30 protein-coding genes and 1 CRISPR repeat array are annotated in these 26,531 nt (G+C 39.4%); of the genes, 18 read left to right on the top strand and 12 right to left on the bottom strand.

Translation table 11 applies throughout. From position 1 onward, the window contains the following. Positions 1–60: 60 nt before the first annotated feature. Both QI031_RS02140 and QI031_RS02135 read right to left on the bottom strand, forming a co-directional pair. Positions 61–585, bottom strand: a complete 525-nt coding sequence (locus QI031_RS02140) for an IS630 family transposase (protein ID WP_281485908.1) — start codon at positions 583–585, stop codon at positions 61–63. Positions 586–632: 47 nt separating this feature from the next. Next, positions 633–1,133: a helix-turn-helix domain-containing protein gene (locus tag QI031_RS02135; protein WP_281480997.1), complete on the bottom strand. Its 501-nt coding sequence runs from the start codon at positions 1,131–1,133 to the stop codon at positions 633–635. Between the two features lie 286 nt (positions 1,134–1,419). Here QI031_RS02135 and cas3 point away from each other — a divergent pair, with 286 nt between their 5' ends. From cas3 to QI031_RS02095, 8 genes are all read left to right on the top strand, one after another. Next, positions 1,420–3,048 carry a type I-D CRISPR-associated helicase Cas3' gene (gene cas3 / locus QI031_RS02130; RefSeq protein WP_281483589.1) on the top strand — a complete coding sequence of 543 codons (1,629 nt, stop codon included), beginning with the start codon at positions 1,420–1,422 and terminating at the stop codon, positions 3,046–3,048. Beyond that, positions 2,996–3,499 carry a type I-D CRISPR-associated protein Cas7/Csc2 gene (gene cas7d, locus QI031_RS02125; protein ID WP_281483588.1) on the top strand — a complete coding sequence of 168 codons (504 nt, stop codon included), beginning with the start codon at positions 2,996–2,998 and terminating at the stop codon, positions 3,497–3,499. The genes cas3 and cas7d overlap by 53 nt, the downstream gene beginning before the upstream one ends. Before the next feature lie 86 nt (positions 3,500–3,585). Further along, positions 3,586–4,377, top strand: a complete 792-nt coding sequence (cas5d, locus tag QI031_RS02120; RefSeq protein ID WP_281483587.1) for a type I-D CRISPR-associated protein Cas5/Csc1 — start codon at positions 3,586–3,588, stop codon at positions 4,375–4,377. Continuing rightward, positions 4,346–5,203, top strand: a complete 858-nt coding sequence (gene cas6 / locus QI031_RS02115; protein WP_281483586.1) for a CRISPR system precrRNA processing endoribonuclease RAMP protein Cas6 — start codon at positions 4,346–4,348, stop codon at positions 5,201–5,203. Before cas5d ends, cas6 begins: the two co-directional genes overlap by 32 nt. Before the next feature lie 7 nt (positions 5,204–5,210). Next, positions 5,211–5,795 carry a CRISPR-associated protein Cas4 gene (cas4, locus tag QI031_RS02110; RefSeq protein WP_281483585.1) on the top strand — a complete coding sequence of 195 codons (585 nt, stop codon included), beginning with the start codon at positions 5,211–5,213 and terminating at the stop codon, positions 5,793–5,795. Positions 5,796–5,798: 3 nt separating this feature from the next. After that, complete coding sequence (gene cas1d, locus QI031_RS02105; protein ID WP_281483584.1) at positions 5,799–6,776, top strand: type I-D CRISPR-associated endonuclease Cas1d; 978 nt, start codon at positions 5,799–5,801, stop codon at positions 6,774–6,776. After that, on the top strand, positions 6,773–7,066 hold the full coding sequence (gene cas2, locus QI031_RS02100; protein WP_281483583.1) for a CRISPR-associated endonuclease Cas2: 294 nt from the start codon (positions 6,773–6,775) through the stop codon (positions 7,064–7,066). Before cas1d ends, cas2 begins: the two co-directional genes overlap by 4 nt. A gap of 203 nt (positions 7,067–7,269) precedes the next feature. Then, positions 7,270–8,258: direct repeats of the CRISPR family, unit length 37 nt; unit sequence CTTTCAAATAAATGAAACCCGGCAACGGGATTGAAAC. Positions 8,259–8,287: 29 nt separating this feature from the next. Then, complete coding sequence (locus QI031_RS02095) at positions 8,288–8,614, top strand: hypothetical protein (protein ID WP_281483582.1); 327 nt, start codon at positions 8,288–8,290, stop codon at positions 8,612–8,614. Here the strand turns inward: QI031_RS02095 and QI031_RS02090 are convergent. From QI031_RS02090 to QI031_RS02080, 3 genes are all read right to left on the bottom strand, one after another. Continuing rightward, on the bottom strand, positions 8,597–8,749 hold the full coding sequence (locus QI031_RS02090; RefSeq protein ID WP_281483581.1) for a PIN domain-containing protein: 153 nt from the start codon (positions 8,747–8,749) through the stop codon (positions 8,597–8,599). The genes QI031_RS02095 and QI031_RS02090 overlap by 18 nt on opposite strands. Before the next feature lie 321 nt (positions 8,750–9,070). Then, the gene (locus QI031_RS02085) at positions 9,071–9,283 is read right to left on the bottom strand and encodes a ribbon-helix-helix domain-containing protein (RefSeq protein ID WP_281483580.1); all 213 of its coding nucleotides are present in this window, start codon (positions 9,281–9,283) and stop codon (positions 9,071–9,073) included. Positions 9,284–9,346: 63 nt separating this feature from the next. Further along, entirely contained in the window at positions 9,347–9,475 is a 129-nt protein-coding gene (locus QI031_RS02080) for a hypothetical protein (protein WP_281483579.1), read from the bottom strand. 2 nt (positions 9,476–9,477) lie between these two features. On the opposite strand from QI031_RS02080, the gene QI031_RS02075 reads away from it, so the two are divergent. From QI031_RS02075 to QI031_RS02065, 3 genes are all read left to right on the top strand, one after another. Beyond that, positions 9,478–9,780, top strand: a complete 303-nt coding sequence (locus QI031_RS02075) for a hypothetical protein (RefSeq protein WP_281483578.1) — start codon at positions 9,478–9,480, stop codon at positions 9,778–9,780. A 447-nt stretch (positions 9,781–10,227) separates the two neighbouring features. Beyond that, positions 10,228–11,205 carry a helix-turn-helix transcriptional regulator gene (locus QI031_RS02070; RefSeq protein WP_281483577.1) on the top strand — a complete coding sequence of 326 codons (978 nt, stop codon included), beginning with the start codon at positions 10,228–10,230 and terminating at the stop codon, positions 11,203–11,205. A gap of 117 nt (positions 11,206–11,322) precedes the next feature. Next, positions 11,323–12,996, top strand: coding sequence for a DUF2079 domain-containing protein (locus QI031_RS02065; protein ID WP_281483576.1), 1,674 nt, complete (start codon positions 11,323–11,325; stop codon positions 12,994–12,996). Here QI031_RS02065 and mutL read toward each other — a convergent pair. From mutL to QI031_RS02040, 5 genes are all read right to left on the bottom strand, one after another. Then, positions 12,943–14,601 carry a DNA mismatch repair endonuclease MutL gene (gene mutL / locus QI031_RS02060; RefSeq protein WP_281483575.1) on the bottom strand — a complete coding sequence of 553 codons (1,659 nt, stop codon included), beginning with the start codon at positions 14,599–14,601 and terminating at the stop codon, positions 12,943–12,945. The two genes, QI031_RS02065 and mutL, sit on opposite strands and share 54 nt — an antisense overlap. A gap of 367 nt (positions 14,602–14,968) precedes the next feature. Next, positions 14,969–15,556, bottom strand: coding sequence for a hypothetical protein (locus QI031_RS02055; protein WP_281483574.1), 588 nt, complete (start codon positions 15,554–15,556; stop codon positions 14,969–14,971). A 59-nt stretch (positions 15,557–15,615) separates the two neighbouring features. Further along, positions 15,616–15,990: a hypothetical protein gene (locus tag QI031_RS02050; protein WP_281483573.1), complete on the bottom strand. Its 375-nt coding sequence runs from the start codon at positions 15,988–15,990 to the stop codon at positions 15,616–15,618. 39 nt (positions 15,991–16,029) lie between these two features. Beyond that, positions 16,030–17,139, bottom strand: a complete 1,110-nt coding sequence (locus tag QI031_RS02045; protein ID WP_281483572.1) for a hypothetical protein — start codon at positions 17,137–17,139, stop codon at positions 16,030–16,032. Between the two features lie 254 nt (positions 17,140–17,393). Next, positions 17,394–17,630: a hypothetical protein gene (locus QI031_RS02040; RefSeq protein WP_281483571.1), complete on the bottom strand. Its 237-nt coding sequence runs from the start codon at positions 17,628–17,630 to the stop codon at positions 17,394–17,396. A 475-nt stretch (positions 17,631–18,105) separates the two neighbouring features. On the opposite strand from QI031_RS02040, the gene QI031_RS02035 reads away from it, so the two are divergent. After that, positions 18,106–19,452 (top strand): AAA-like domain-containing protein, encoded by a 1,347-nt coding sequence (locus QI031_RS02035; RefSeq protein ID WP_281483570.1) that lies wholly within the window; start codon positions 18,106–18,108, stop codon positions 19,450–19,452. Positions 19,453–19,469: 17 nt separating this feature from the next. Further along, entirely contained in the window at positions 19,470–19,724 is a 255-nt protein-coding gene (locus QI031_RS02030; protein ID WP_343217838.1) for a rhodanese-like domain-containing protein, read from the top strand. Between the two features lie 85 nt (positions 19,725–19,809). On the opposite strand, the gene QI031_RS02025 is transcribed toward QI031_RS02030, so the two are convergent. Then, positions 19,810–20,592 (bottom strand): ABC transporter permease, encoded by a 783-nt coding sequence (locus QI031_RS02025; RefSeq protein ID WP_281483569.1) that lies wholly within the window; start codon positions 20,590–20,592, stop codon positions 19,810–19,812. 258 nt (positions 20,593–20,850) lie between these two features. Here QI031_RS02025 and QI031_RS02020 point away from each other — a divergent pair, with 258 nt between their 5' ends. The 5 genes from QI031_RS02020 to QI031_RS02000 all read left to right on the top strand — a co-directional run bounded on the left by QI031_RS02020 (position 20,851) and on the right by QI031_RS02000 (position 25,451). Beyond that, a complete protein-coding gene (locus QI031_RS02020) occupies positions 20,851–21,456 on the top strand; it encodes a DedA family protein (protein ID WP_281483568.1) in 606 nt (201 codons plus the stop codon). 196 nt (positions 21,457–21,652) lie between these two features. Next, positions 21,653–22,276, top strand: a complete 624-nt coding sequence (locus QI031_RS02015; RefSeq protein ID WP_281483567.1) for an exopolysaccharide biosynthesis protein — start codon at positions 21,653–21,655, stop codon at positions 22,274–22,276. A gap of 64 nt (positions 22,277–22,340) precedes the next feature. Beyond that, positions 22,341–22,880, top strand: coding sequence for a hypothetical protein (locus tag QI031_RS02010; RefSeq protein WP_281483566.1), 540 nt, complete (start codon positions 22,341–22,343; stop codon positions 22,878–22,880). 66 nt (positions 22,881–22,946) lie between these two features. Next, the gene (locus QI031_RS02005) at positions 22,947–24,671 is read left to right on the top strand and encodes an ABC transporter ATP-binding protein (protein WP_281483565.1); all 1,725 of its coding nucleotides are present in this window, start codon (positions 22,947–22,949) and stop codon (positions 24,669–24,671) included. A gap of 189 nt (positions 24,672–24,860) precedes the next feature. Further along, positions 24,861–25,451, top strand: a complete 591-nt coding sequence (locus tag QI031_RS02000; protein WP_281483564.1) for a flavodoxin family protein — start codon at positions 24,861–24,863, stop codon at positions 25,449–25,451. A gap of 38 nt (positions 25,452–25,489) precedes the next feature. Here QI031_RS02000 and QI031_RS01995 read toward each other — a convergent pair whose 3' ends face one another. Then, positions 25,490–26,455: an RsmB/NOP family class I SAM-dependent RNA methyltransferase gene (locus tag QI031_RS01995; RefSeq protein ID WP_281483563.1), complete on the bottom strand. Its 966-nt coding sequence runs from the start codon at positions 26,453–26,455 to the stop codon at positions 25,490–25,492. Positions 26,456–26,531 lie beyond the last annotated feature (76 nt).

Raw genomic sequence — 26,531 nt, 5'->3', positions numbered from 1 at the left:
AATTATTTACAGAGTGCAGATGCAGACTTTTCCTTCTGTGTTTGAGGGGGTAATACCATTTCACGAAAAGCCTGATACAAATAAAGCATCCAGAATAAAACCCCAACCTGTAATATTCGCAACAATTGATGTGTTTAATTCCTCAAGACGTTGCCAAATAACTGTTCTTAACTCGTCCAAATTAGCAAAGCATTCCCAACTTAAATTCCTTTTTACTTCTTCCCATAAACGTTCAATGGGATTGACTTGGGGAGTATGTGGAGGTTGAAATAATAAAATAATATTTTCTGGAATTTTAAGAGTCTGGCTTAAATGAAAAGCACCATTGTCTAATTGAAGTATGTGTATATCTTCCGGATACGTAGCTGCAAACTGTTCTAAAAAGATATTGAAGCAAGCTGTGTTGAGATGAGAGAATTCCCAAATATAATACTCACCAGTTAACGGCTCTACTAAACCATATAAATAGAAATTTTCTCGTTTCCATTGCATGATGCCAATAGGTTTAATGCCACAAAGCGTGATCAGTCTTCCTAATTCTGTTTTTAATCCTACACGGCTTTCATCACCACACCAGTATCTAATTTCTTTATGTTTATCTTTTGGCTCTATGACGTGTTTTTTTATAACTTCTAGGTATTGTGGCAGTTTTTTTTAAATTCTAATTCTGCTTCTTCATTGTGTTTTATCCCTACTGCTCTTGGTACTTTTAACTTCGCTTTCATTCGATAGCGTACTGTATCATGTACTACTTTATACGACGCTCTCACACCTTGAACCGCTTTCAACCATGTTCGGATTTCTTCATAGCTTTTAAATCCAAATGGCTGTTCAAGTTCTTTTAAAAGTTGTTCTTTGGTCGAACCATCAATAATTGGCGGTCGCCCTGGACTTTTTTTTGTTGACAATAGACCGTTTATTCCCGACTCTGTATATGTTTTTAACCATCTTTGCACTGTCACTCTTTCTCTGCCTACGACAAAAGCTGCATCCTGTACCGTTCTTACTTGCCCCATTTTCAGTAAATACAAAGCTTGAACTCGTTCACGGCTTGATGCTGTTTTCTGTTTGACGAGCAGTTCATGCAACTGTTGGACTGATTCTTTTATTTCGACTTTGGTGACTCCAACCATTTTTACCCGTTCATATTTATTCCTAATTTATCTGTATCATACTTTTAGTGAATTGGTATAAGAGGTGGTTGCCGACGGCAACCACCTCTTACCCTTTCAGAATGATTATCATTATCTCTTAAAGATTAACTTATGATTTTTGCTGATTAATTTATTTCTTGGAAGTCCCTAACTTTACAAAAGTTATCCACAATCGAGAAAAGAAAAAGGCATTGACATCAAATTTTGATACCAATATTTCCAAAACAGGTATTAATCTGGATGCAATAGAAACACAGATAAGCAAATGCAGCTTTTTTTACAGCCTCTTTACTCTCAACTTAACCTAGGAGTTGAGAACTGTCCCCTTGGGTGCACCTCTAAATGTATTGTCACTCAAAGGGCTTCCCAACTCCAGCCACCTCCCGGATGTGCTTGTCCTTTATCGTCACACCAAGCCAAGACCTATCAAGAAATTATACATGGAGATGCAGATATTATTTGCAATCAAGCGGCAACTGGAGACGGTAAGACGTTGGGTGCAAATTTACCGGGACTAATAAATCCTGATTTTCGGATGATGGGGTTATATCCCACGATTGAACTAGTAGAAGACCAAACCGAACAACAAAACAAATATAATGCGCTGTTTGGTTTAGATGCTTCTCGACGAGTAGACCGTTTATATGGTGCGGAATTAAATAGAAGGGTTAAACAAGCTGAAAAAAGTAACAAGTTTCAAGAACTGCTATTAGCAATTCAACAAAAGCCTGTTTTGCTGACCAATCCTGATATTTTCCATTACATAACTCATTATCAATACCGTGACCCTGCTTATGGTAGCGATTTACTACCGTTGGTGTTGGCTGAATGGCCTGATTTGTGGGTGTTTGATGAGTTTCATATTTTTGGTAGTCATCAAGAAACGGCTGCTGTAAATAGTCTGGCTTTTATTCGTCGCAGCCAAGAAAATCAATCTCGTCCCAGAAGATTTTTGTTTACCTCCGCAACGCCAAAAGCTGATTTTATCCAACAATTACGCCAAGTAGGTTTTAAAGTTGCTGAGATTGAGGGAGTGTATGCAAGTGAGGAAAAGCCTGGGTTTCGCCAAATTCTGCAAGCTGTGGAATTAGAGTTTGTGGAATTAGCGAAAGATGCAGACACCCAGACATGGTTAAAAGAGATGATTCCCACGATTCAGCAAATTCTTAATGCAGAATCAAAAGCCAGGGGATTGATTATTGTTAATTCTGTGGCGAAAGCTGGTCAGGTGACGCGTTTACTAAATGATTTATTACCAGGGGTGAAAGTTCGAGAAATTAGCGGACGCATCGACAGACAGCAAAGAATCCAGGTGCAAAGCGAATTAAAAGATGCAGAAGCGCCTGTTTTAGTCGTGGGTACGTCTGCGGTTGATGTGGGTGTTGATTTTAAAATTCACCTATTAATTTTTGAAAGTAGTGATTCTGCAACAATAATGCAGCGTTTAGGAAGATTAGGGAGACATCCTGGTTTTAATGCCTATAAAGCATTTATTTTAATTCCCGGTCATACTCCTTGGGTGATGGCGAGATTGCAAGAAAAACTTACTGCCAATCAGACAGTACCACGAAAAGTTTTAGAAGATGCGATCGCCTGTGCATTTGACCCGCCCAAAGAATTTGAAAATTATCGCCAGCGTTGGGGTGCATTGCAAGCGCAGGGTATGTTTTGGCGGATGACTCAAGAGAATAAATACGTTAGTGAAATAGTACGCGCCAAAATGACAGCAGATTTGCAACGTGTATACTCACAAGATTTTGAGTCGGTACGTAAACAGTGGTTTGCAATGCAAAATAACTCAGTCGGTAAAGCCACTCAAAAACAACTTTTAAGCTTCCGGGGTGGTTCAACCCTGCAAGCTGCGGTTTGGGATAGCAATAACTTTTACACTTAAAATCACATTTCCCACAGTCGAAACGCTGCGCGACCCTACCTATGAAGGCTTTATTTACGTTTTAGGTAACTTACTCCGTACTAAGCGTTATGGCGCACAAGAATCCCGCACAGGGACAATGCGAAATTATATTGCTGGTATTGCCTTTTGTGACGGTGAAATTTTCAGTAATTTGCATTATACCCAAGCACTTTATGATGCTTTAAATGGTGATATCGATACACCCATTAGTGATGTTTTGCAGCATGTAGAAACAGTGGCTAATAATTTATTAAATGATGAACCTGTACGTAAAACCAAGTTAATTTTTGGTTCCCAGTTAGATGAATTAGTTGATGAAGTTAGCGCACTTTATCAAGATGAAACACGCTTGCAGGAAACTATAACTGCACTATATGGACAAACTCAAGCTTATGCAGCATCCTTCGGCGCGTTGAAAAAGAAAAAGTAAGCTATCCCAGATCCCCGACTTCTTTAAGAAGTCGGGGATCTCAAGAAGTCTGGGATCTAAATTCACTTAAATGAAAATTATTTGCTATGGCATTATATCACTGCACATTGACACTACATGATAATGTTTTTTTCGCTACGCGAGAGATGGGGATTCTTTATGAAACTGAAAAATACTTACATAATTGGGGATTAAGTTTTGCACTGTTTACTATTAATTACATTCCCCAACTATATCGGATACAAGGAGAACTGGCACAAAAACCGACATATTTAGATGCTAGTGCTGAACAAAACCTTTTACATTTAAATCAAGCTGGTATTTATGTATTTCCTGCTCAACCTATCAATTGGTCTTATCAAATTAATACCTTTAAAGCTGCTCAAGTAGCCTATTATGGCAAATCAAAACAATTTGGTGATAAAGGTGCAGAGAAAAACTATCCAATTAATTATGGTAGAGCCAAAGAATTAGCTGTTGGTAGTCAATATCGCACTTATATTATTGCTCCAGAAAACATCAAAATTCCCCATTGGATACGTTTGGGAAAATGGGCAGCTAAAATCAAAGTTGAAACTATCCAAATTCCCGATCGCCTCATCGAAACAAAATCTGGTAATTACACTTGTTCGCATCCTTTAAACCCGTTGGATTTGCCAAATAATACTCGTTTATTACTTTATAACCGGGTTGTTATGCCTCCTGTTAGTTTAGTTAGTCAAGCACAGTTGCATGGTGAATATTTATCCACCAAAAAAGAAGAATGGCAAGCTTTTAAATCAACATTAAATATCCAACAAAATCAACAGTTACCTCAAGAAATCAATCTACCAACAGGAATATTTTATGGAGCAGGAAATGTCGTTGCCGCAGTATAAATCTACCACATTACATTCAATTATTGTCGAAGTTGCAGCTGCGGATGTAGGAGAAATACCACCGACTTTATCTCGTGCATTACACGCCTTAGTACTCAAGTGGTTAGCAATAGCAAATCCAGCAATTGCTGAAACTATCCACGCCAGCCAAAATTCACCATTGACAATTTCAGGATTGTTAGGAAATCGCCGTCGGGGTGGGGTGCGTGTGGGAGATTACTTTTATTTTCGCATTGGTTTATTGGATGGTTCTTTAATTGCATCATTAATGCAAGGATTTGAACAATCAGAAACTCAAACTTTAGTATTAGCAGATTTTCCCTTTGTACTGCGTAATATGTATGCGCTACCAGGAACACATCACTTGGCAGGTGCGGCTGATTATGCTTTATTATTTAATCCGCCCCAGGTGTTGTATGAACTGGAATTGCATTTTTTATCACCTACTAGCTTTAAACAAAATAAAAGTGTACAAACCTTTCCTTTACCGGAATTAGTATTTAATTCACTGCATCGACGGTGGAACGTTTTTGCACCATCAGAGTATCATCTCCCAACTTGTGAATGGAGTGCTTTAGTAACAGCCTACGAACTTAAAACCTATGCATTGAAGATGGAAGGAGGTACAGAAGTTGGGGCGCAGGGTTGGGTAAGGTACAAATTTAATGAGTCTGAAATTGCTCGAATTGCGACTATTTTGGCGAATTTTGCTTTCTTTGCTGGGGTAGGACGTAAAACTGCAATGGGAATGGGACAAACGCAGTTAATTATGCAAAATTTCAAAACTCAAAACTTTAAAAACCCCGTCACAAGGGTTATGAGGTAAAAGTCAAATGAACGAACAATATTATCTTCCCTTAGCTTATTTAAATGCTTGGGAATATTGCCCTCGTCGTTTTTTTTGGGAATACGAACTGGGGGAAAATGCAGACAACGAACATCTTATCATTGGTCGCCATTTGCACCGCAATGTTGATGATGAAGGCAAAAATATTGAAGGCGATAAGGTAGTTTATCGACATCAGTGGGTGTGGAGCGATCGCCTACTCATTAATGGCATTATCGACGCAGTTGAAGAAAAACACAACCAGCTGATTCCTGTGGAATTTAAAAAAGGACGGATGGCAAATCACCTCAATGACCATTTTCAATTATGCGCTGCGGCTTTGTGTTTAGAAGAACGCACTAATACCACCATTCCCTACGGAGAAATTTTCTACTACGCCAACCGCCGCCGTGAACATGTAAATTTCACACCCGCATTGCGACAAGCAACAGAACAAGCAATCAAGTTAGCCCAGGCTGCAATTGGTAAAAAAATGCCACCACCAATCGACCATCCTAAAAAATGTCAAGATTGCAGCTTGCAGAAAATTTGTTTGCCAAAAGAAGTTAAAAAACTACGCCTTGAGGTCTAAAATATGTCAGTTCTTTATGTCACTCAACCAGATGCAGTTTTGAGTAAAGTTGCCGAAGCTTTTAAAGTCGCCTTAAAACAAGAAGATGGCAACTGGGAGAAAAAATCGGTTCCCGCCCAAACCGTCGAACAAGTCGTCTTGATGGGTAATCCACAAATAACTGGCGATGCTCTAGTGTACGCTTTGGAGTTAGGAATGCCCATACATTACCTTTCTGGTTTTGGTAAATATTTAGGTTCGGCACTTCCGAGTTACTCACGTAATGGTCAGTTACGACTAGCGCAGTACGCCGCTTATTATGATACAGCCCATCGCTTAGAAATTGTCAAAACAATTGTGACAGGCAAAATCCATAATCAATACAGTGTTTTGTACCGCCACGACCAAAAAGATAATCCTCTCAAATCTCGCAAACAGCTAGTTAAAGAACAAAACACACTCGAAGAAGTGCGTGGTGTAGAAGGGTTAGCAGCAAGAGAATATTTTGCCGCTTGGTCAGCGATGCTTGAGGAGGAATGGTCATTTACAGGGAGAAATCGTCGCCCGCCAACAGATGCAGTGAATGCGTTATTGGGGTTTGCTTATGGTCTTTTGCAAGTCCAGGTAACAGCTGCGGTACATATAGCTGGTTTAGATCCATATATTGGTTATTTGCACGAAGCCACTAGAGGACAACCCGCAATGGTTCTCGATTTAATGGAAGAATTTCGCCCCTTGATTGCCGATAATTTGATTCTTTCGGTCATCAGTCATAAAGAAATCAAACCCGATGATTTTACCGATAATCTTGGTGCATATCGACTTTCAGAAGCTGGACGCAAACAGTTTTTGCAAGCATGGGAACGAAAAATGAACGATGAGTTTAAGCATCCCTCTTTTGGCTATCGTTGCAGCTATCGGCGGGCAATTGAATTGCAAGCCCGTTTATTGAGTCGGCATTTACAAGAAGGGATTCCCTATAAAGCTTTGACACTGCGATGAGTACTTTGTTTTACCTGATAATTTATGATTTGCCTGATAGCAAAGCGGCGAATAAGCGGCGAACCAAACTACATAAAATGCTTTCCGGCTATGGAACTTGGACGCAATACAGCGTATTTGAATGTTTTTTAACGACCGTCCAGTTTGCTAAACTTAAGGTGCAAGTTGAAAACTTGATCAAAACATCTGAAGATTCAGTACGTATTTATGTTTTGGATGCTGGATCAGTACGTAAGACTATTACTTATGGTTCCGAGCAACCTCGACAACAAGAGACGATTATATTATGATGCTAGTAAGATTTTTGGCAGGGCAAAGCACGGGCGAAAACCCCCCACCTCCCGCCAAATCCTCAGAACCTTGATAAATCAATAGTTTCGAGTTTTAAGAATAAATCTAGAGCTTGTTCATGAATACCGGAAACGGGCTTTTAAATGACTCCCGCCAAAATTTAGGTTGGGATTTGCTCTATGATTAGCTTCTGGCTGGCGGGCTTTCAAATAAATGAAACCCGGCAACGGGATTGAAACAGTCAGACCTCTGCACACCAGCTTTTGTTGTGACTCTTTCAAATAAATGAAACCCGGCAACGGGATTGAAACAGTCCTGTACCCTTAATCTAGATAAATTGGTTAGGCTTTCAAATAAATGAAACCCGGCAACGGGATTGAAACCAGCTGGTGCAAGAATCACGCCGTGTCATGATTCACTTTCAAATAAATGAAACCCGGCAACGGGATTGAAACTAACCCGTGGGGGATATTCACTAGGAGCGCTAGCACTTTCAAATAAATGAAACCCGGCAACGGGATTGAAACCCAGCAGAAACACGACCCAACAATATTACTATCTCTCTTTCAAATAAATGAAACCCGGCAACGGGATTGAAACGGGTCATTTTTGATAAACGAATAACTAACTATGGCTTTCAAATAAATGAAACCCGGCAACGGGATTGAAACGCTACAAGGTCGTTTTTAGAAATTGTCAAAGTTGTAGCCTTTCAAATAAATGAAACCCGGCAACGGGATTGAAACGATTTCGTCTATTAATTCACAATTAACGGTAGGCACTTCAACTTTCAAATAAATGAAACCCGGCAACGGGATTGAAACTTTCCCGGACTGCGACAACAGGACAAAAGGGCAGTAACTTTCAAATAAATGAAACCCGGCAACGGGATTGAAACTTACAAGTTCTGGTTCTTCTAGTGAACCTATTAAGACTTTCAAATAAATGAAACCCGGCAACGGGATTGAAACTTAGCTGGTAGAGTTATAGATGACTCAACAACACCACTTTCAAATAAATGAAACCCGGCAACGGGATTGAAACAAAGAAGCTTTTCAATACTATAAGCAGCGTGATTGGACTTTCAAATAAATGAAACCCGGCAACGGGATTGAAACTTGCCGCTAAAGGTGCAGCAAACGCCATCTTGAGGACTTTCAAATAAATGAAACCCGGCGACGGAATTGAAACAGATCAACTGCTTAATAGCTAAGAGAATTATGATTAATATTCACGCACCCATCCACTTTCAAATTTACGAGCGTGAGGGAACAAAATGGTTTTTCCACGGCGGCGACATTTTTCATAACCCTCACGGCATTTCTACAGATTTAAAATCAACGCTTGAAAGAAACGGATTAACTAAAATCAAAGTTTTGGTTGAACTATTTCGCATAAATGGCGGCAAGCCTGGTTTGTACTTGGCCGATATTCGGGACAAAAAGTATTATTACTGTGGGCAAGATTGGGAAAATGTCAAAGCTAAACTGCGATCGCTTGGCATCGGCAGAGATGATCCAATGGATAATTTAGATAAAATTCAATAGTATTCGCTGTTCACCAGTTTCTAATGCTAAAGCGATCACTTCCCTTTCACCATTATCTAATTCTAATGGAATGCTGGGCGCTATTGTTGAAACTGAGCGAACTTGTAACCAACTAAAAGTAATAGCTTGCAACACAAGTTTAATGGCTGAATAAATTTACTCATAGCTAATTCCTGTAGACAAAGGAAACTCAATACAGTCATACATAAATTTTACTAACCCACAGCATACTCAGGAAATTGCTTCTGCTACATCCCACAACTCTAGCTGTATCAAGTTTTTTTGATTCAAAGTTCAAGCGCGATCGCAGTACGTTATTTTCAGGACTTACGCATAGGCAACGGAAAACCTAACCGCAGAGGACGCTGAGAACAAAGAGAAATAGGAGTTTCAAAGAGTTATTGCGTAAGTCCTAATTTTGATAAGTGCGATCGCTCTTTAACAATGATGCCAATATTAGGTATCCTCCTTAGTTTTCTGAACTTTGGAGGATTTTGGCATGTCTGGAAATTCCCCTCGTTCTTTGATTTGACAGATACCGACTTCAATCAAGAAAGCAGCAAGATTTGCTGTTGGTCTGCCTTGGGCATCTGCCAAGATCTCTAAATCTTCAAACACTGAATCTGGAAGAGTTACAGTAAATCGTTTACTCACTTTATTTTTAATCATCGCTTTTGCATCCTATAGTACGCCATAAGATTCGCTAAAATGTTAAAAACATCTTTTTAGAAACTAATAGTATACAATTAGAATCTTATATGTTACAGTTATGAGTGTTGCACATTGCAACGGCAAAGCGATCGCTCCCAGCGCCAACCGGAAAAGCGATCGCTTGTCTTTACCCCCTATTGGGAGACTCATAAATGATGACACAAATAAAAAGTATTGCCCAACAAACGACAACTGCTTTAGAAGAGGATGTAAATCTAATTCAAGGCTTTTTATTAGGTGCTAACCCCACCACCAATCAAGTTGATTCTCAAGCCAACCCTGTTAAAGAACCGCTAAAACATTTGTTGATTGGTTCTTCTAAAGCTGTAATCAGCACAATTCACCATTTACAGGTGATTGGTTATGCCCAGGTTGGTGATTGGAGTCCTTTGCTACCAACTCCCAACCCCGACGAGGTAATGAGCATTTTAAATAGACCAATTGTGGTGCAATAACTATCCCAAAAAATGCCCCCAATCAATTGGGGGCGAATCTGCCTATCTACGGAAACATCAACGTCAAAATTTTCTGCTAAGGGATTTGCGGGTTAATAGTGTCCCAACCAGTCAGGTTTCGACTGCGCTCAACCTTCAGCCGTCGAGAGTTGAGCGCAGTCGAAACTCGGCGTTACAATTGTAACGCCTAAATCTTTTAACACAACCCTCAGCCGTCGAAAGTTGAGCGGAGCGATGCACTGAGCGGCTGGTGAGCGTAGTCGAACCATGTCGAAGTGTCGAAACTCGGTTTACTGGTACTTTATTTTCATGCAAGTCCCTAAACTCTCAAATTAATGATTTTAGGGAATTTAGCTCCCTCTTACCTCGTAGGGAAGGGGTTGAGTGGTTAGGTTTTTGATTACTGAATCGATGCTTTAGCAACAGTTGGCAACATTTTCTTCAAGCATGTCCTCCAAAAGTGACGGCAATTACAACCAAGTCGCCTTTGCCTTAGAAATCCTCAGACTTCTAGCCGAAAAGCCACGGCGACGGGAAGAACTAGTAGATTTACTCTCAATTTTTCTAGAACAGCATGGCAAATCTGTCGATAATGCTAATGTTAAACAAAAAATTACCCGCACAATTCGCAAACTGAGAGACTGCGGGATTGAAATTAAAAGCGCACCACACCATCCCTATGAACTAGTCGAGTCTAATTTTCCTGTGCTGATTTCTAGCGAACAGCGAGAAGCCCTGGCAACAGCGGCGTATTTCCTCGCTGATATGGGTTTCTCTGCCCAAGCAAGCCAAATCCAACGTATTGGCAATATTACAGAATCAGATATACCAGCATCTATTAAAGTTGATTTTAGTCCTCCGGTTGACTATAGCGAGAATAAACTAGATGCGATCGTTCGCCAACTCCAAGAACGTTTTGTGCAACAATGCCGCTACACTATCCGCTATCAAAGTAAACCAGGAGCAAAAGGACGAATCTGGGATATTGACCGTTCTGAACTACGATTACATGATGGTCTGCTTTACCTATTTGCTTTCATTCCTGACTGGCGTTCTGGGTGGTTTGATTATTGGCACAACATCGACCAAAATCATATCTTTCGCCTCGATAAAATCGTTAATGTTGGTGCTGCATCAGATACTCATTGGATATCCTGTGATTTTCCTACATTAAAAGTAAACTATCGCACAACTGGGCAATTATCTAACTATAAGCCTCGACGTAAAGATGAGATTGTTATTTACAACGACCCAGAAGGCAAATTCCGCGACATCGAAGCAACGATAGATTATTGGTTTTGGTTTCGACAACGCATCTTAAAATATGGGGCAAATGTTCAAATTTTAAATCCCCAATTACTAGCTGATGAAATCAAAAAAGAATATAAAAATATACAAAAACAGTTTTCAGCGGCAGAAAATTAAAACGAGAGATTCTTGGGAACATTGACATCCTCTCACCGCAAATCTTTAAATATTTTTTAAGTTTTGCCCCTGAAAGGGTGAGTGATGTGGTCAAACATGCACAACAAACTGCAACTAATGTCAAAGTGGAAGCTTGAGCGAGGAAATCCCAGCGTTACTATCCTGCAATTAGCAGGAGTCTTTTTTATCTTATGTTTGTTCTTTACCCTGCACCGTTACTATAGTTTTTACGCTTCCTTCGACCAAGGGATTTTTAACCAAGTTTTTTGGAATAATCTCCACGGTCGCTTTTTTCAAAGTTCCCTTTCTTCTAGTCTTTCTACTAATGTTATCCACGCTGGAGAAGTTCCCACAGTTTTTTATCATCGCCTTGGTCAACACTTTACCCCAGCTTTATTGCTGTGGTGGCCAATCTACGCTTTATTTCCTTCTCCCGCGACTTTAACATTTTTACAAGTCACACTGGTCACTGCTGCGGGTGTAGTTTTGTACATATTGGCACGGCAATATTTACAACCATCATTGGCAGTGATGATTACTGCCAGTTTTTATGCTGCTAATGCAGTTATTGGCCCAACCTTAAGTAATTTCCACGATATTAGCCAAATCCCCCTATTTATTTTTACCCTCCTCCTAGCAATAGAAAAACGCTGGTGGTGGTTATTTTGGCTGATGGCAGTTTTGGTTTTGGCTGTCCGCGAAGATTCTGGTGTGGGTTTATTTGGCGTGGGAATTTATATGATTTTGAGTAAACGCTTTCCCCGTGCTGGAATTGGTGTCTGTGTTCTCAGTTTTGGCTATATGTTGGTTCTCACCAACCTAATCATGCCGTTATTTTCTCAAGATATTTCCCAGCGCTTTATGCTAGAACGGTTTGGTCAGTATGCTGATGGGAATAAAGCTTCTACCCTAGAGATTATTTGGGGTATGATTAGCAACCCGTGGCGGTTGTTAGTAGAACTAGTAACGCCTGTAGACAGAACAATTAAATATTTAATCGGTCAATGGCTGCCATTAGCTTTTGTACCTGCCATTTCTCCTGCTGCTTGGATGATTGCCGGTTTTCCGCTTTTACAATTACTTTTAGGTAAGGGAAGTTTGGTACTAGCAATTACAGTCCGCTACGCTTTAACTGTTGTACCAGGCTTATGTTACGGAGCAATTCTTTGGTGGTCACAGCATCAGCACAAATTTAAACCTTCTTTTCGTCGCTTGTGGATTGGTTGTATTTGTCTATCGCTATTTTTTAGCTTTACATCTAACCCTAATCGGACTTTTTATTTTCTGATTCCCGATTCTGTCAAACCCTGGGTATACATTTCACTTCCTCAACAGTGGCAGCATGTAGCTAAAATACGTCTTTTATTAGCACAAATTCCCCCAGATGCTAGTGTTTCTGCCACTACTTACCTTGTACCCCATCTTTCGGGCCGTCGAGGAATTTTGCGCTTACCTGCTTTGGAATTACGCAATGATGCTCAAGAAGTAACTAAAGTAGATTATGCGATCGCTGATCTTTGGCAATTACAACAATATCAAGCGGCATTTAAAGACGATCGCCGACAGTTACAAGATTTAGCAAAACTTGTTGATCGCCTTAGCAATAATCAAGAATATGGAATCATCGGTTTTCAAAATGGTGTAGTCTTGCTCAAAAAAGGTGCTAGTTCAGATATCCAAGCAACAGCAGCTTGGTTGCAATTTCGGCAACAGTTACAGATTTTAAATATTCAATCATTAAATCCCGTGACTTTTGCCGATTACCCAATTGCGCCGGAAAAACCTTGCTAAAGCAGATTCTTCTAGCGATAAATAAATTGGTCGTCCGTGAGGACAGGTGCGGGGGTTGCGAGTGCGTTGCCAATTATCTAAAAGTGTCTGCATTTCTTGCAGATTCATTGGTGTGCCGTTGCGAATAGCACTCCGACAAGCGACAGCTACTTGAGCCGTTTGTAAGTCGCCTCCCCAACTAAGTTCTAAAATGGCTTCGGCACAGTCATCTCGTTGCTGTAGCATTGCGGGTAAGGTTCGGACTGCCCAGAGTTGTTCGCCAAAGGGTTCAATATCTAAACCGATACGTTGCAGTTGGGAAACTTGTGCTGGCGACAATTGATAAAGAATAGTTGGTGGTTCAATGGGAACAAGTTGCCACTCATCGCACAATTGCTCATACAAAACTCGCTCATGGGCGATGTGCTGTTCTACTAACCACATTCCACCAGGATGTTCTACAACAATATAAGTGTTGCTAACTTGAGCAACAGCTTTTAACGAGTTAAAAGTTTTATGATCTTCATTGAAGTTTTGAGGATTGAAATTGTAGCCGCCTTTGGTTTCTGCGGCTTTGAGTAACTTACTAACTCTGGTTGTGTGGACAGATTCTTTAATATTGGTAGGAGAAATTCGTAGTGCTTGGTCAATTACTTGGGTAATTTGTTCTTGCCAATAACTAATTTCGTTGAGGTAAATTTCTGTTTTAGCTGGATTGCGATTCCAGTTAATTTGCTCAGGGGAAATGGCAAGATGTAAGATGCAAATTGGATAGCGATCGCGTGGTAATGTTCTATGAAATGCTGATAAAATCGCCTGTTCTATTTCTGGTGAGTTTACCATCCGCCTATTAATCGCTACTCTTACCCAATCAGGGCGATGGCGATGACAACGGTCAGGTAATCCGATAACTAGGTTAAGTAGTGAATTTGGCGGGTGAGACAGTTCTAATTTTACTTCTTGCAAATCACCCTGTCGTACCTGATTGAGAATCTGCGGTAGTAGTTGTCCTGTTGTTCCAGCAGGACAGATAGTGAACCATTGGCGGTCATTTTGCCAAACTTGCCAAGTGACTTGAGGATGACAAAGGGCGATTTGGTGAATTGTCGCCTGTACAGCTTTCATTTGTTGTGCTGTTGTTGGTAATCCCTGACGACGAGATGAGCAATTACCAAATAAATTAGCTACTGCAACAACTGTACCAGGAGCGATCGCAGTTGCTTCTACTTGCATCGCCTTTCCGCCATTACCATAGACAACCCGCCATCCTGACTTTCCTAGTGGACGACTCAAAATCTCCACCTCAGCTAAAGTCGTCAAACTGTGCAACGCTTCGCCCCGAAACCCCAAACTGTTGATTTTCCACAAATCGTCACTAGAACGGATTTTACTCGTGCTGTGGGCTGTGGCTGCTTGTTGCAAGTCTTCTAGGTTCATGCCACAACCATTATCGGTTACATGAACTCGCCATTGCTGCGGCCACAAATAAACTACAATCCTTGTTGCACCTGCATCTAGGGAATTTTCCACCAATTCCCGCACCACCGATGCAAAAGAGTCGATTACCTCTCCGGCGGTAATCAAATATACGACTTCCGTTGGTAAAGCTTGAATAGTAGATGCCATAAATAATAGTTTATAGCTTCTGGCATATATTAAAAATTCGGGCGTTGCATAAATGCGGGATGAATTAAAATTTTTGACCAAAGCAAAAGATTGATTCTTCGCGCCTTTGCGCCTACCCTGCGGGAAGCCGCTACCGCGTCTATGCGCGAAACAAAATTCATCCCTTGATTCAGCAATACCAAAATTCGCAAGTATTTGTCAAGCAAGTTGATTGACAATGTTATTAATGTGCTGTTTGATAAGAGTCCTCCAAGTAATACCGTTTCACTTTAAAGTTGATACATTACAAAATTAGCGTAGGTGGAGTATCGCCGTAGACATCACATACTCATCAACCTTCATCTATGAGCGTATCGTTATTCTTTTGCTATTTTTGTACATTGACTGTCACGGTTGCACTAGCGGAGCCTTTGTTATCTGAGTAACATTCATTCTTGTCTGGTAGAGGGCAGTTTCCTGGTGTCACATCGTTAGCTGTTAAATAAAGACTTCCTGAGCTATCAGAAATAAAAGTATTGTTATCTCCAAGATAATGCCATTTACCATTATTACCAACACGACCAATCAGCCCGCAAAAGGGGGCGCTAGGTAACCGAGTTCTTTCATCATCAGCCGTATAATTACTGTCGCCACCAGGCCCGACAAAGTTATAGGGGTCGGCTATGTTTCCCTTACAACTCCACTTAAAATCTCTGGCAGGAATAACTTCAACTAACTTACCTTCTTTGATAGAAAGCCCAGGAACAGGACTATTTCCAGGCAAACTAGGATCAACAGTATAGTTCTTATTAATAGAGTTCTTACTACTAGCTGTTACTTCAATTCCTCCAAACTTTCCAGATAGATTTTTATCTCCATTACCGTTCGGCTGTAATACCAACCATCCAAGCCAACCAAATACTAAAAGCGCTACAATCCCCAACGCAATCTTCATAACTGGTACTACTGTCTTCATAACTTGTACTTCCGTGTGTTAATTAAAATGAAAATACTTTTAGTCTAAAAGCCAGTAAATTAGATTGATTTAATAGCATTAATGGTGCTGTTAACAACATCAAAAACTTTAGCTATTTCTGATATAACATTGCCAACATTATCAATTTCCTCGGCAGATTTCTTTAGATTATCTGTAGCATATAAAATTTGCGAATAAGAACTGTTAATATCTTTATTGAGTATGGTACTTATCTCTGATTTATCGATTAAACCCTGTAACTCAAGTGCTTTGGTTTCCAACTTGCCCCATTCACTTTGTTCTTTTTGCCATTCTTCAGCAGTAATTCTCCCATCGTCACGAGCTTTGCCAGCTTCTTCACTGAGAAATTTAATTGTGTTATTTAGTTTTTCATAAACCTCTTTTAAATGATCTAAATTTAGGTCAGTAGGCATAAGTCATTTTTCCTTTATTTGCAAACATTATCTTGATAATTAATCTTGATTTCTCTCAAGTAGAGGAGTAATTTTGTCAATATATTCCTTGGTTACTTTCTTAGCTTCCTTTAATTCCGAGGTAGTAATTTTTTGATTCCATAACTCATCTTTTTGTTGGGTATTTTGAACGCTTAGATTTGCATTATTAGAGTGATATTTATTACATTTTTGAATTTGAGCTGATGAGAGTTTTTCACGATTTTTGTTGAAAATACGCTTCAATTTGCCGTGAAATTCTGCGGTGTCACGAATCGCAGTTACGTAGTCTGCACCCTGTTTTTTGCGTTCAATAACTTTGGTAATTTCTGCTCGTTCTTCTGCCTCTAATAAAGTTTGTCGTTCCTGAAGTGCGCTAAAATCTTGTAGATTGTCTTCTGAATTTGACAATTTTGTTCTTTTATTGACCTCACCTATGTAATAACCATAATTTTCATGAATTTGCATAATTTCTCGATCAAGCAAATTTTTCACATAGGATGACTCAATAAAATCTGACAGTTGAGCAGAATATTCTTGAATATCTTGATCTGTGCAAACGATAGCAACTTTTAAGTTATCTCGCCGAAAATCTTTAATTAGAAGATTAGTAATAAAATCAGCAATTTTAATCCCTGCTGTGCGAGCATTTTCATTAATTGGAAGATTTCCCAAACTTTCTGAAATTGTCTGGAACTGAGGTGTAAAATCGTTATCATTTCCGGTAGCTAAGTTTCCAATTGCAGCAACATAATTGACTAAGACGCTGCCAGCTCGTTCAGTATTTTTTGAGTTTGGAAGATAAATATCGTTGCAGACATTCAATTGGTTTTGACTATTTATTCTATTCTCGGTTGTTCCCAGAGCTTCTAAAGTTGCAGACCGAGCGCAGGAAGCATAAATATCAGCCGATATTGTTTTATTAGCAACTACTAGAGATTGAGATAAATCACCAAATGACTTAGCTGCTGATAAGTCTTCTTTTTGGCAACTGCCAAGGATAAAGGAGAAGGGAATTAAAGCAAGTAAAACTTTAACTTTATGTTGCATAAATTTTTGATTAGATACTTTTGTCAACAATGAATCATCAGCTACTATTGCTACATTGTATTTATTTAAAACTTGGTTCAAATAATTCTAATTTCACTTATGTTTTCAATCGATTACAAGATTAATACTTATTAATAGCATCTAGTGGTATAAGTAAGTCGGTAAGAAAAATTCGATGTATAAATTAACCATAGTAGACGGAATATAAGTAAGTCGGTGAGAAGAAATCAAACTATGTTAACTAATGTAAGTTTTGCTAAAATTAGCTCGTAGTAAGAGCTTTAGCTCTTTTTTTTAGGACTAAAGTCCTTACTACAAACATGGTTTGGCTACTGTTACATTAATTGAACTCCTATCTGACTAGCACGAAAATGAATAATTTGTGCCAGTCTAGTTTGTGTATTTATTGCAGTTTGATCGCCTTGCCATTTTTGATAATTAGCACGAACTGAGTCTAATTCTTGCTGCAAATCTTCTTTGGTAGTTATTGCCATAATTCGGTTTTCAATTGGATTAGTTTTGTGAGGACTGGGATTTGGTCGGCTATTTTCATTAGGAATTAGAAAAGTCATGCAGTCTCCATAAGGGTAATATTAGTATTTATGAATTAACTAAATCATTGAAGTCAAGAAGATCACATTGAGTTTTGGCAAGTTAAGTTAAACAGTACAGATTTCCAATTTCTAACACTACCAAAGTTTGCAAATTTAAGAAAAAAGTTAAGGATTTATCACCAGTAAATCCACAAAGCCATTCTCCATACTGGTTTCAGTTCCCAGAAATTTAATTATCTTGCAACCATTAGTTAACGTCGTTTTTAACTTTGGAAAAAATCCCAAGTTAAGAACTACACTTATGTTTACCTTTTCCTGATTTATGAACAAACTCCTACTTTGAGGCGCATTGAAAATAAACTTTTTGGAGTTGTATCCATAAGATTTGTAACTATACTGCATAAATTCGTAAAGTGCATAAGTAATAACAGTATTCACCTGTATCGATAAGTCGATTACTAAGCACATTTTTATACTTGATTGATAAGTAAAAATGCAATTACAATCGAAAAATAATTTACGACGGCGGGGTGTGGCTCTGACACATCAAGGTTCAAGGAAACTCAATCAGGCAAAAGCTGAGATAGAAATTGCCCAAAACTTTAAGCGATACACTCTTGAAGCTCTAAGTGAGAAAACAGGTTTAACCCCCAATACCCTTAGCAAGGTATTTACTAGCTCAGTAGGAGTCGATAGACGAACCTTAGATTGCTGCTTCAATGCCTTTAATCTGACTTTATTAAAGGATGATTATTTATACTTGGAGCCTCAGCAAGACAATTTGCAATCTTGTTCCTCAACCGTACCAGGAGGGCAAATGTCCTTGGATTCAGTCTTCTACATTGATCGTCCCATCCTCGAATCTCTTTGTTACGAAGCTATCCAGCAACCCGGTGCGTTGATCAACATCCGCGCTCCCAAGCAAATGGGCAAAACCTCCTTAATGACCCGCATTCTGGCTTATTCTGAAACTCTTGGCGATCGCACCGTTTGTGTGAATTTGCAACTCGCTGACTGCGAGGTTTTACAGAACCTAGATCGCTTCTTACAATGGTTCTGTGCCAGAGTTAGCAAGCAATTAGACTTACCAAATACAATCATCGATTTTTGGAATAATTCCTTAGGTAGTAAATCGAACGCCACCGACTACTTCGAGAATGTTATCTTAGTTAACCGCGATCGCGCAGCGTCTTCAAGAAAGAATCGCTCCCTGGTCATTGCGATTGATGAACTCAACCAGCTTTTTGCCTACCCCGATACCGCACTGGAATTTCTGCAACTTCTGCGAACCTGGTCAGAGCAAGCCAAAAAAGGTGATGCAGACACTAATCCTTGGCACAAATTGCGACTGGTGACGGTTCATTCTACTGAAATTCTGATGCCTCCCTTAATCGATCCCTCTCTCTTGAATACTGGGCTAGTGATTGAGTTGCCTGAGTTTACCTCTGCTCAGGTACAGGATCTAGCAGATAGGTGTGAACAAGAGATAAACACGCCACAAACCCAGCGCCTGATTACTTTGCTGGGAGGACATCCTTATCGGTTGCAGTTAGCATTTTATTACCTACAACAGCAGACAATAACCCTAGAAGAACTGTTAAAAAATTCTGCGATCGCTTTTGGCATCTATGCAGATCATCTAGAACAGCAATGGTGGAATCTGCAATGCTATCCCAATTTATTACCATCGTTTACAGAAATTGTCAGACAATCAAACCCCGTAGATTGTGAGGCTGTGCAAGGCTTCCAGCTGCACAAGATGGGGTTAGTGCATCTGCATGGTACAAAAGCAAGTCTCGTCTGCGAGTTATTTCGTCCATTTTTTTGCGATCGCCTGTGAAGTAATTTTACATTGACGTGCGCGATCGCCATACTTACAACCACGGACATATAACCAAAGCCATACCTATTTCTTTAGAAAACTTGGCACAGCAAGCCAAATCTGCCTTACATACGAAACGCCATATCTATATTTATGGCGATAACGACGAACAATCAACCCACGCTGCACAACTATTGCGGAAAGCTGGGTTTACTGATGTCGCTGAAATTCAAGGCGGTTTTGCTGCTTGGAAAGCAGCCGGTGGTTCTACAGAAGGCATTGCAGCATAAACTCAACCTCAGGTTTATGAAATAATTGCTGATTTTTTTGTACTACAAACTGTGTAGTACAAAAAAATCAGGTTGACACCATAATTTAACTTGAAGCACTAGTGTAAAACCGTAAAGCAAACCGCCAAAACCAAGTAGAAATTAAAAGTAGCACCAAGGCCAAAACTGCTGCACCTATTGACCAAGTTATTCGACTACGACCTAACATCGCTTCTGCTGGTATGGTAGTTAAAAAAGCTACTGGTACTACAAAGGTAAAGAAAAAACGATAAGCTACAGGATACGCTACCATTGGATATCTGCCAGCTTCCAACAAACCCCGTAGTACCTCGGTAACGTTGTATATTTTTACAAACCAGATGCTAGTTGCTCCTAGCATGAACCACAAACTATAAAGAATTACCAAACCAAATAACAAAGGTACTGCACTAAGTAGGTAGTTACTGATTTCCAAACCTAGGCGTTGACCTGCATACCCAATTATAAAACTACCAAAAATCAAATCAGGTACTCCCCAAGGTGAAAGGGTATGAGTAGAAAGCCAAAACTGACTACGGATAGGTTTGAGTAGCACAAAATCCAAAGTGCCTTCTTGGACATGGCGGACAATTCGATTGAGATTGGGAGCCAGAAAGGTTGCAGAAAAGCCTTGCAGCAAGGTAAAAATTCCCAAAACAATCAAAGCAGCTTCCCATGACCAGCCAGTAAAAGAATAGCCAGTACGATAAAACAAGAATAGTCCAAATAAACTACCTACCAAATTACCCAAGCTGGTAAAAGCAGCTATGAGGAAGTTGAGACGATACTCCATCTCTGCTGCTATAGCGGTACTCCAAAATATTCCTAGTACTTTCCAATATCTTTGCATCTTTTACCTGTAATGGAGGTTATACCGTTTAACTTTAAAATTGATACAAATAGGGAGCAGGGGGCAGGGGAGCAGGGAGCAGGGAGCAGGGGGGCAGGGAGCAGGGAGCAGGGGAGATAAATGACAACTGACCACTGACAACTGACCACTGACTCGCGTAGCGTAAATAAATTCACGTAAACTTAATAATATTAATCATTTGAAAAAATTGCTGAACGTTAAGATGTTGGATGCATATTCTTTATAATGTGAGATTTTATGCATTTTGACTTACCACAGTTGATTAAATCATTAGGCTATTTTGGGGTTTGGGGAATTATCTTTGCTGAATCTGGCTTGCTGATTGGGTTTTTTCTACCAGGAGATAGTTTACTGTTTACAGCGGGATTTGTGGCATCTCAAAATCTATTGAATATTTGGGTTTTAATTATTGGTGCTTTTATTTGTGCAGTCCTAGGTGATAACGTTGGCTATACTACAGGACACAAATTTGGTAGAAGATTATTTCAAAAGGAAGACTCATGGTTATTTCATAAAAAACATCTGGTGAAAACCCAAAAATTTTATCAACAGCATGGCAAAAAAACAATTGTTTTAGCCAGATTTGTACCGATTGTCAGGACTTTTGCCCCAATTGTAGCTGGACTTGGTGCAATGCATTATCGGACATTTATGTTTTACAACTTAATCGGCGGCTTATTTTGGACGTTTGGAATTACCATATTAGGGTTTTTCTTAGGAAAATCTTTGCCAGCTGAACAGTTAGATAAGTATTTATTACCGATTATCGGATTAATTATAGTTGTTTCTTTACTACCATCGATTGCTCATTTGATTCAAGAGTCTAGAGCTAATAGACATTGAAAGATTCATTTCGACGTTTTCAACTAAAATACAACAATAAAAACTCAATTTATCATGAATATACTAACTACTATTTTATTTTGTAACAGCGGATAGCAAGTCATGATTTTTCATTATCGATATGCTTTCAGTTATGCTGTTGATACAGACAACTAAGTATATCTTTTAACTAAGATTAACTAAACTTTGGCAATTTATGGCTAGACTATCTAACGAATTACAGCGCTATTTTTTTGAAGAAGAAAGACCATCAAATGTAACTTTGGCGGAGATTTTACTACTAGCAAAAGAAAGAATATTTGGGTTTTTGCTGGTGATTTTATCTCTACCTTCAGCTTTGCCGATTCCTGCGCCTGGGTACTCGGTTCCTTTTGGAGTTTTGATTTTTCTTTTGGCGGTACAGTTAATTATCGGTGCTAAAACTCCTTGGCTACCGCAGAAAATGATGAATCATCCGATTAAACTGGCAACAGTCCAAGGGTTTTTGAAAGGAGGGCTGCCTTGGCTGCGAAGAATTGAAGCGATCGCTCGTCCTCGTTTAAGCTATATCTGTACTACTCTACCAGGAAGAGTCACCATTGGTAGTGCGATCGCTCTGATGGCAATTTCGATGATGATTCCCATTCCAGGAACTAATACCTTACCAGCAATGGGCATTTTTGTAACTGGCTTTGGTTTACTAGAAGATGATGGGGCTATTAGCTTAGGTGGTTTAGTTCTGTGTTTAATGGGAGCAATCTTAACTACTTCAATTTTGTTTGCCTTAGTTTGGGGTGGTTCTAGTATTCTTGATCTAATTAAAACTTGGCTAGGTCGTTAATCTGCAAAAATACCACTGGGGATCAGTGACATGAAAACACTAACTAGAGGTTAATAATGTCATCATGAATTTATTTGACACCAACCTCTACTTATTTTTAGAAAACCTCATATTTTTCCTAGTTGCCACAGCTTTTTTAGTTGTTGTTGGTTGGGCGTGGAGAAATGCCAAGCCCTTCAGCCTACCAAAACCGCTACCAGAGTGGTTTAAAATCTGGTTTGGCACTGTACAAGTACTAGGAGTGTTATTACCCTTAGTAGTAATGCTGCTGTGGGGTGTGTTTTGGGGTTACACTTCCGTCTTAACCGTCTTAGGTTGGTACTTTGTCATGTTAGGGTTGCAAATTATCTCGGAGATTGTCACCCTCAGACAAGTCCAAAATGTAGTATGGGTGATGGTTCCCTACTTATATTTGCCTTACCGCTTCTGGCAATTGTATGAAGGGTTAACAATTTTAGGTTCCACGAACGAATTACTGTGGATTCGCTATTTATTAGTTTTAGAAATTGTCCTGTGGGCTGGGAACTACGCCTTAGATTTATCACAGCTACCTAGGCTACTTCGTTGGGAATTTCCAGAAAACCCAGACATAAATATGAATTAACGTGAAGAAACTACACAAAAGCTGATAGCGTCAAACAAAGGAAAATATTTTTGTGGACGTTATAGCTTGAAAACCCGTTCTAATTACTGGCAACTACTGCCTTATATCCGACCGCAGTGGCAAAATATTACCAAGGGATGTGTTGGCATCTTGGGATATGTCCTAGCGACATTAGGGCTAATAAACATCGCAGGTAAGTTGGCAGCCCCCTTCGGACAAGGTAATGTAGTAGCGATCGCTCAATTAGCTGCAATTCTCGGCTTAGTGTTTCTTGTACGCGGCTTTTTTCAGTCAGTGCAAGATATATACATGGCGAAAGCTGCTTTAAGAGTTGCTTTTACTCTCCGTAAACAAGTCTACAGCCACTTACAAAAGCTCAATCTCAGCTTTTTTGAAACAGCCAAAGCAGGTGATTTATCTTACCGCCTCACAGAAGATATTGACCGCGTTGGTGAAGTCATTAATAAATTATTTCACGATTTTATTCCCTGCGTTTTACAGTTGGTGGCAATTCCCATCTACATGATTTACCTGAATTGGCAACTCACACTAGCCACGGTGATTGTTGCGCCATTAATGGGGATTTTAATTGGCTGGTTTGGCGAACGTTTACGCAAATATTCCCTTAAAAGTCAAAATCGGGTATCGAGTTTATCGGCTATCCTCACGGAAGTTTTCAGCGGTATTCGTCTGGTACAAGCTTTTGCGGCCGAAAAGTATGAAGTCGCCCGATTTAGCCATGAGGCAGAACGCAGTTTTCAAGCCAAATATTTAGCAGAACGCCTCAAAGCCATTCAAATCCCAATTATTGGATTTTTGGAAGCCTTGAGTGCATTATCGTTATTAATGGTAGGGGCCTGGCAAATTTCTCAACGCAACTTAACAGTAGGAGAATTTTTTAGTTACTTAGCCGCAGCCGGGTTGTTGATTGATCCTATTGGTCATACTACTAACAACTACAACGAATTTAAACAAGGTGAAGCCTCTGTTGACCGAGTTTTTGAATTAATAGCAATTCAGCCGACGGTAATAGAAAAATCCAAGGCGATCGCCTTACCCCCAGTCAATGGCAAAGTAGAATATCATCATGTATCTTTTGCCTATAAACCTGATGAGCCTGTTTTAAAAGATATCAGTTTATTGGTCATGCCAGGAGAAGCGATCGCCCTTGTGGGTGCTTCTGGTGCAGGTAAAACTACATTTGTAAATCTTCTACCTCGTTTTTATGATCCACTTTCGGGTCAAATATTCATTGATGGCGTTGATATTCAAGATGTCACCCTTGAAAGTCTGCGGCGACAAATTGGTATTGTTCCCCAAGAAACGATCATGTTTTCCGGGACAATTGCCCAAAATATTGCCTTTGGCAAAGATGTTTTTGAAATGTCAGCAGTTGCAGAAGCGGCAAAAATTGCTAATGCTGACCAATTTATTAGTCAACTACCAGAGGGTTATCATACTTGGGTAGGCGAACGTGGGGTAAACTTATCAGGTGGACAACGCCAAAGAATTGCGATCGCTCGTGCTGTTTTATTAAATCCCCAAATTTTGATTTTAGATGAAGCTACATCTGCGTTAGATTCCGAGTCAGAAGCATTAGTCCAAGAAGCTTTAGAAAGATTAATGCAGAATCGCACAGTATTTATTATTGCTCATCGTTTAAGTACAGTACGACGCTGCGATCGCATTTTAGTTTTAGAACAAGGACAAATTGTCGAGTCGGGAACTCATGAAGAACTATTAGCCTTAGAACACCGCTATGCTAGGTTTTATGCCCAGCAATTTAGTTAATTTGTGCTAAAAGCAACATCAAAATTACTATAGCGATCGCTAGGAAATTTAAGAGATAAATTGATTATCAAACCTAGATAGATACTAAAAGACTTTCAAGTTTGTTTCCTACAATACTTTACTTTGCAACCAAGAAGTACTTATGATATCTGTCGTTGATTGAAGTTAAAAATTTAACTAAAGTTTTTTATGCCTACCATTGCAATTATCTATTTTTCTGGTAACGGTCATACTCATTTAATGGCACAAGCTGTTGCTAAAGGTGCAAGTCAATGTGAAGGTACAACTATTGAACTTATACGGATTATCGGCGAAGAGATCGTCAATGGTCGCTGGAAGAATGATCAAGTGATGACAAAGTTAAATCATGCAGATGCAATTGTATTTGGTTCACCGACTTATATGGGTGGAGTAGCAGCGCAATTCAAAGCATTTATCGATGCAGGTAGCGAAATTTGGTTTAAACACGGATGGAAAGACAAAATTGCTGGCGGTTTTACGCACTCTAGTTCTCCCAGTGGCGACAAACAAGGAACACTTTTATATTTGGTAACGAACGCTGCTCAACATGGCATGATTTGGGTGAATGTGGGAGACTTACAAAGCTTTTTATTTGGTAAGGATGATGGGGTAAATCGCTTAGGGGGATTTTTGGGTGTGATGGGTCAAAGTCCACTGGATATGAGTGGTAAGGAAGCAGTAATTGACGAAGGCGATCGCCTCACATCTGAACGTTATGGATTGCGGATTGCTGAAGTCACAAAGCGTTTTATTAATTGACATTTTTGTTGAGACTAAATTACAGTTGCGCTACATATTTAACAATCTGTACTGTGGTTAGTATTTTTCCAAACCCTAGATAAAGCATCCAAACCTATATCTTTTTTTTCACCATCCTCAGTGTTTTGAAAAAGCACAGTAAACGCACCAGCGCCTAATCTATCTTGAGGAAAAATTCGATAACAAGGTAGAGTAGTTAAATGTGATTGATACTCTTGTAAAGAGCTAATTTTTACAGCCTGAAATTGGGGAAAGCGTGACAAAAACCATTCACAAACCTGCTCATTTTCTTCAAGAGAATAAGTACAAGTCATATAAGCAAGATAACCTTGAGGAGCAACAACTTTAGCCGAATTAGCTATAATTCTTTTTTGTCGGTTTGCACTTTTATTAATAGCTGTCGGATGAAAACATCCTGGTGATTTTTCACCTTTAGCGAGTAAAGATTGTCCAGTGCAAGGCGCATCTACTATAACTAAATCACTAGATAAGGAAATATTTTCTGCAAAAATACTAGAATCTCTATTCACTACAATAGAAGGACTAATTTGGCAACGTTTTAAATTAGAGATTAACATTTTCAAACGTTTACCAATCACTTCATTACTAATAATTAATTCTGGTTGTAACGCCTTCCAGGCAAAGACACTCTTACCACCTGGAGAAGCACACATATCAAAAATTATCTGGATTGATTGAGGAATTGCTAACAAAGTAGTAGCAGCAAATACAGAAGAAAAATCTAAGCAATAAAAATACCCTTGGTTATGTAGCGGATGTTGACCTGGTTTTTCACCCAGGTATAAACGGTCTACAAATTGTGGTTGCCAGTTAGTTGGTGTTTCTACTATAAAAGGTAAAATCTCTGGCTTTTCTTGACACCAAAGAATACAAGGTGGAAAAGGTTGGGGATGAATTAATGCTTCAATAAATTGTTCTTGTTGATTTGAATCAACAAACAAACGCCGTGAAAGTTTAAGTAGTAAATTTGAAAGTTTTTCCATTATTAAAACTGTTACAGAAGAACAATGCCATACCAGGACTTGGCTGCATACTGAAAATCTAATGACCGCTATTTTG

The organism is Halotia branconii CENA392, from assembly GCF_029953635.1.
GTDB classification, from domain to species: Bacteria; Cyanobacteriota; Cyanobacteriia; order Cyanobacteriales; family Nostocaceae; genus Halotia; species Halotia branconii.
This window is presented reverse-complemented; position numbering and strand designations above follow the sequence as displayed.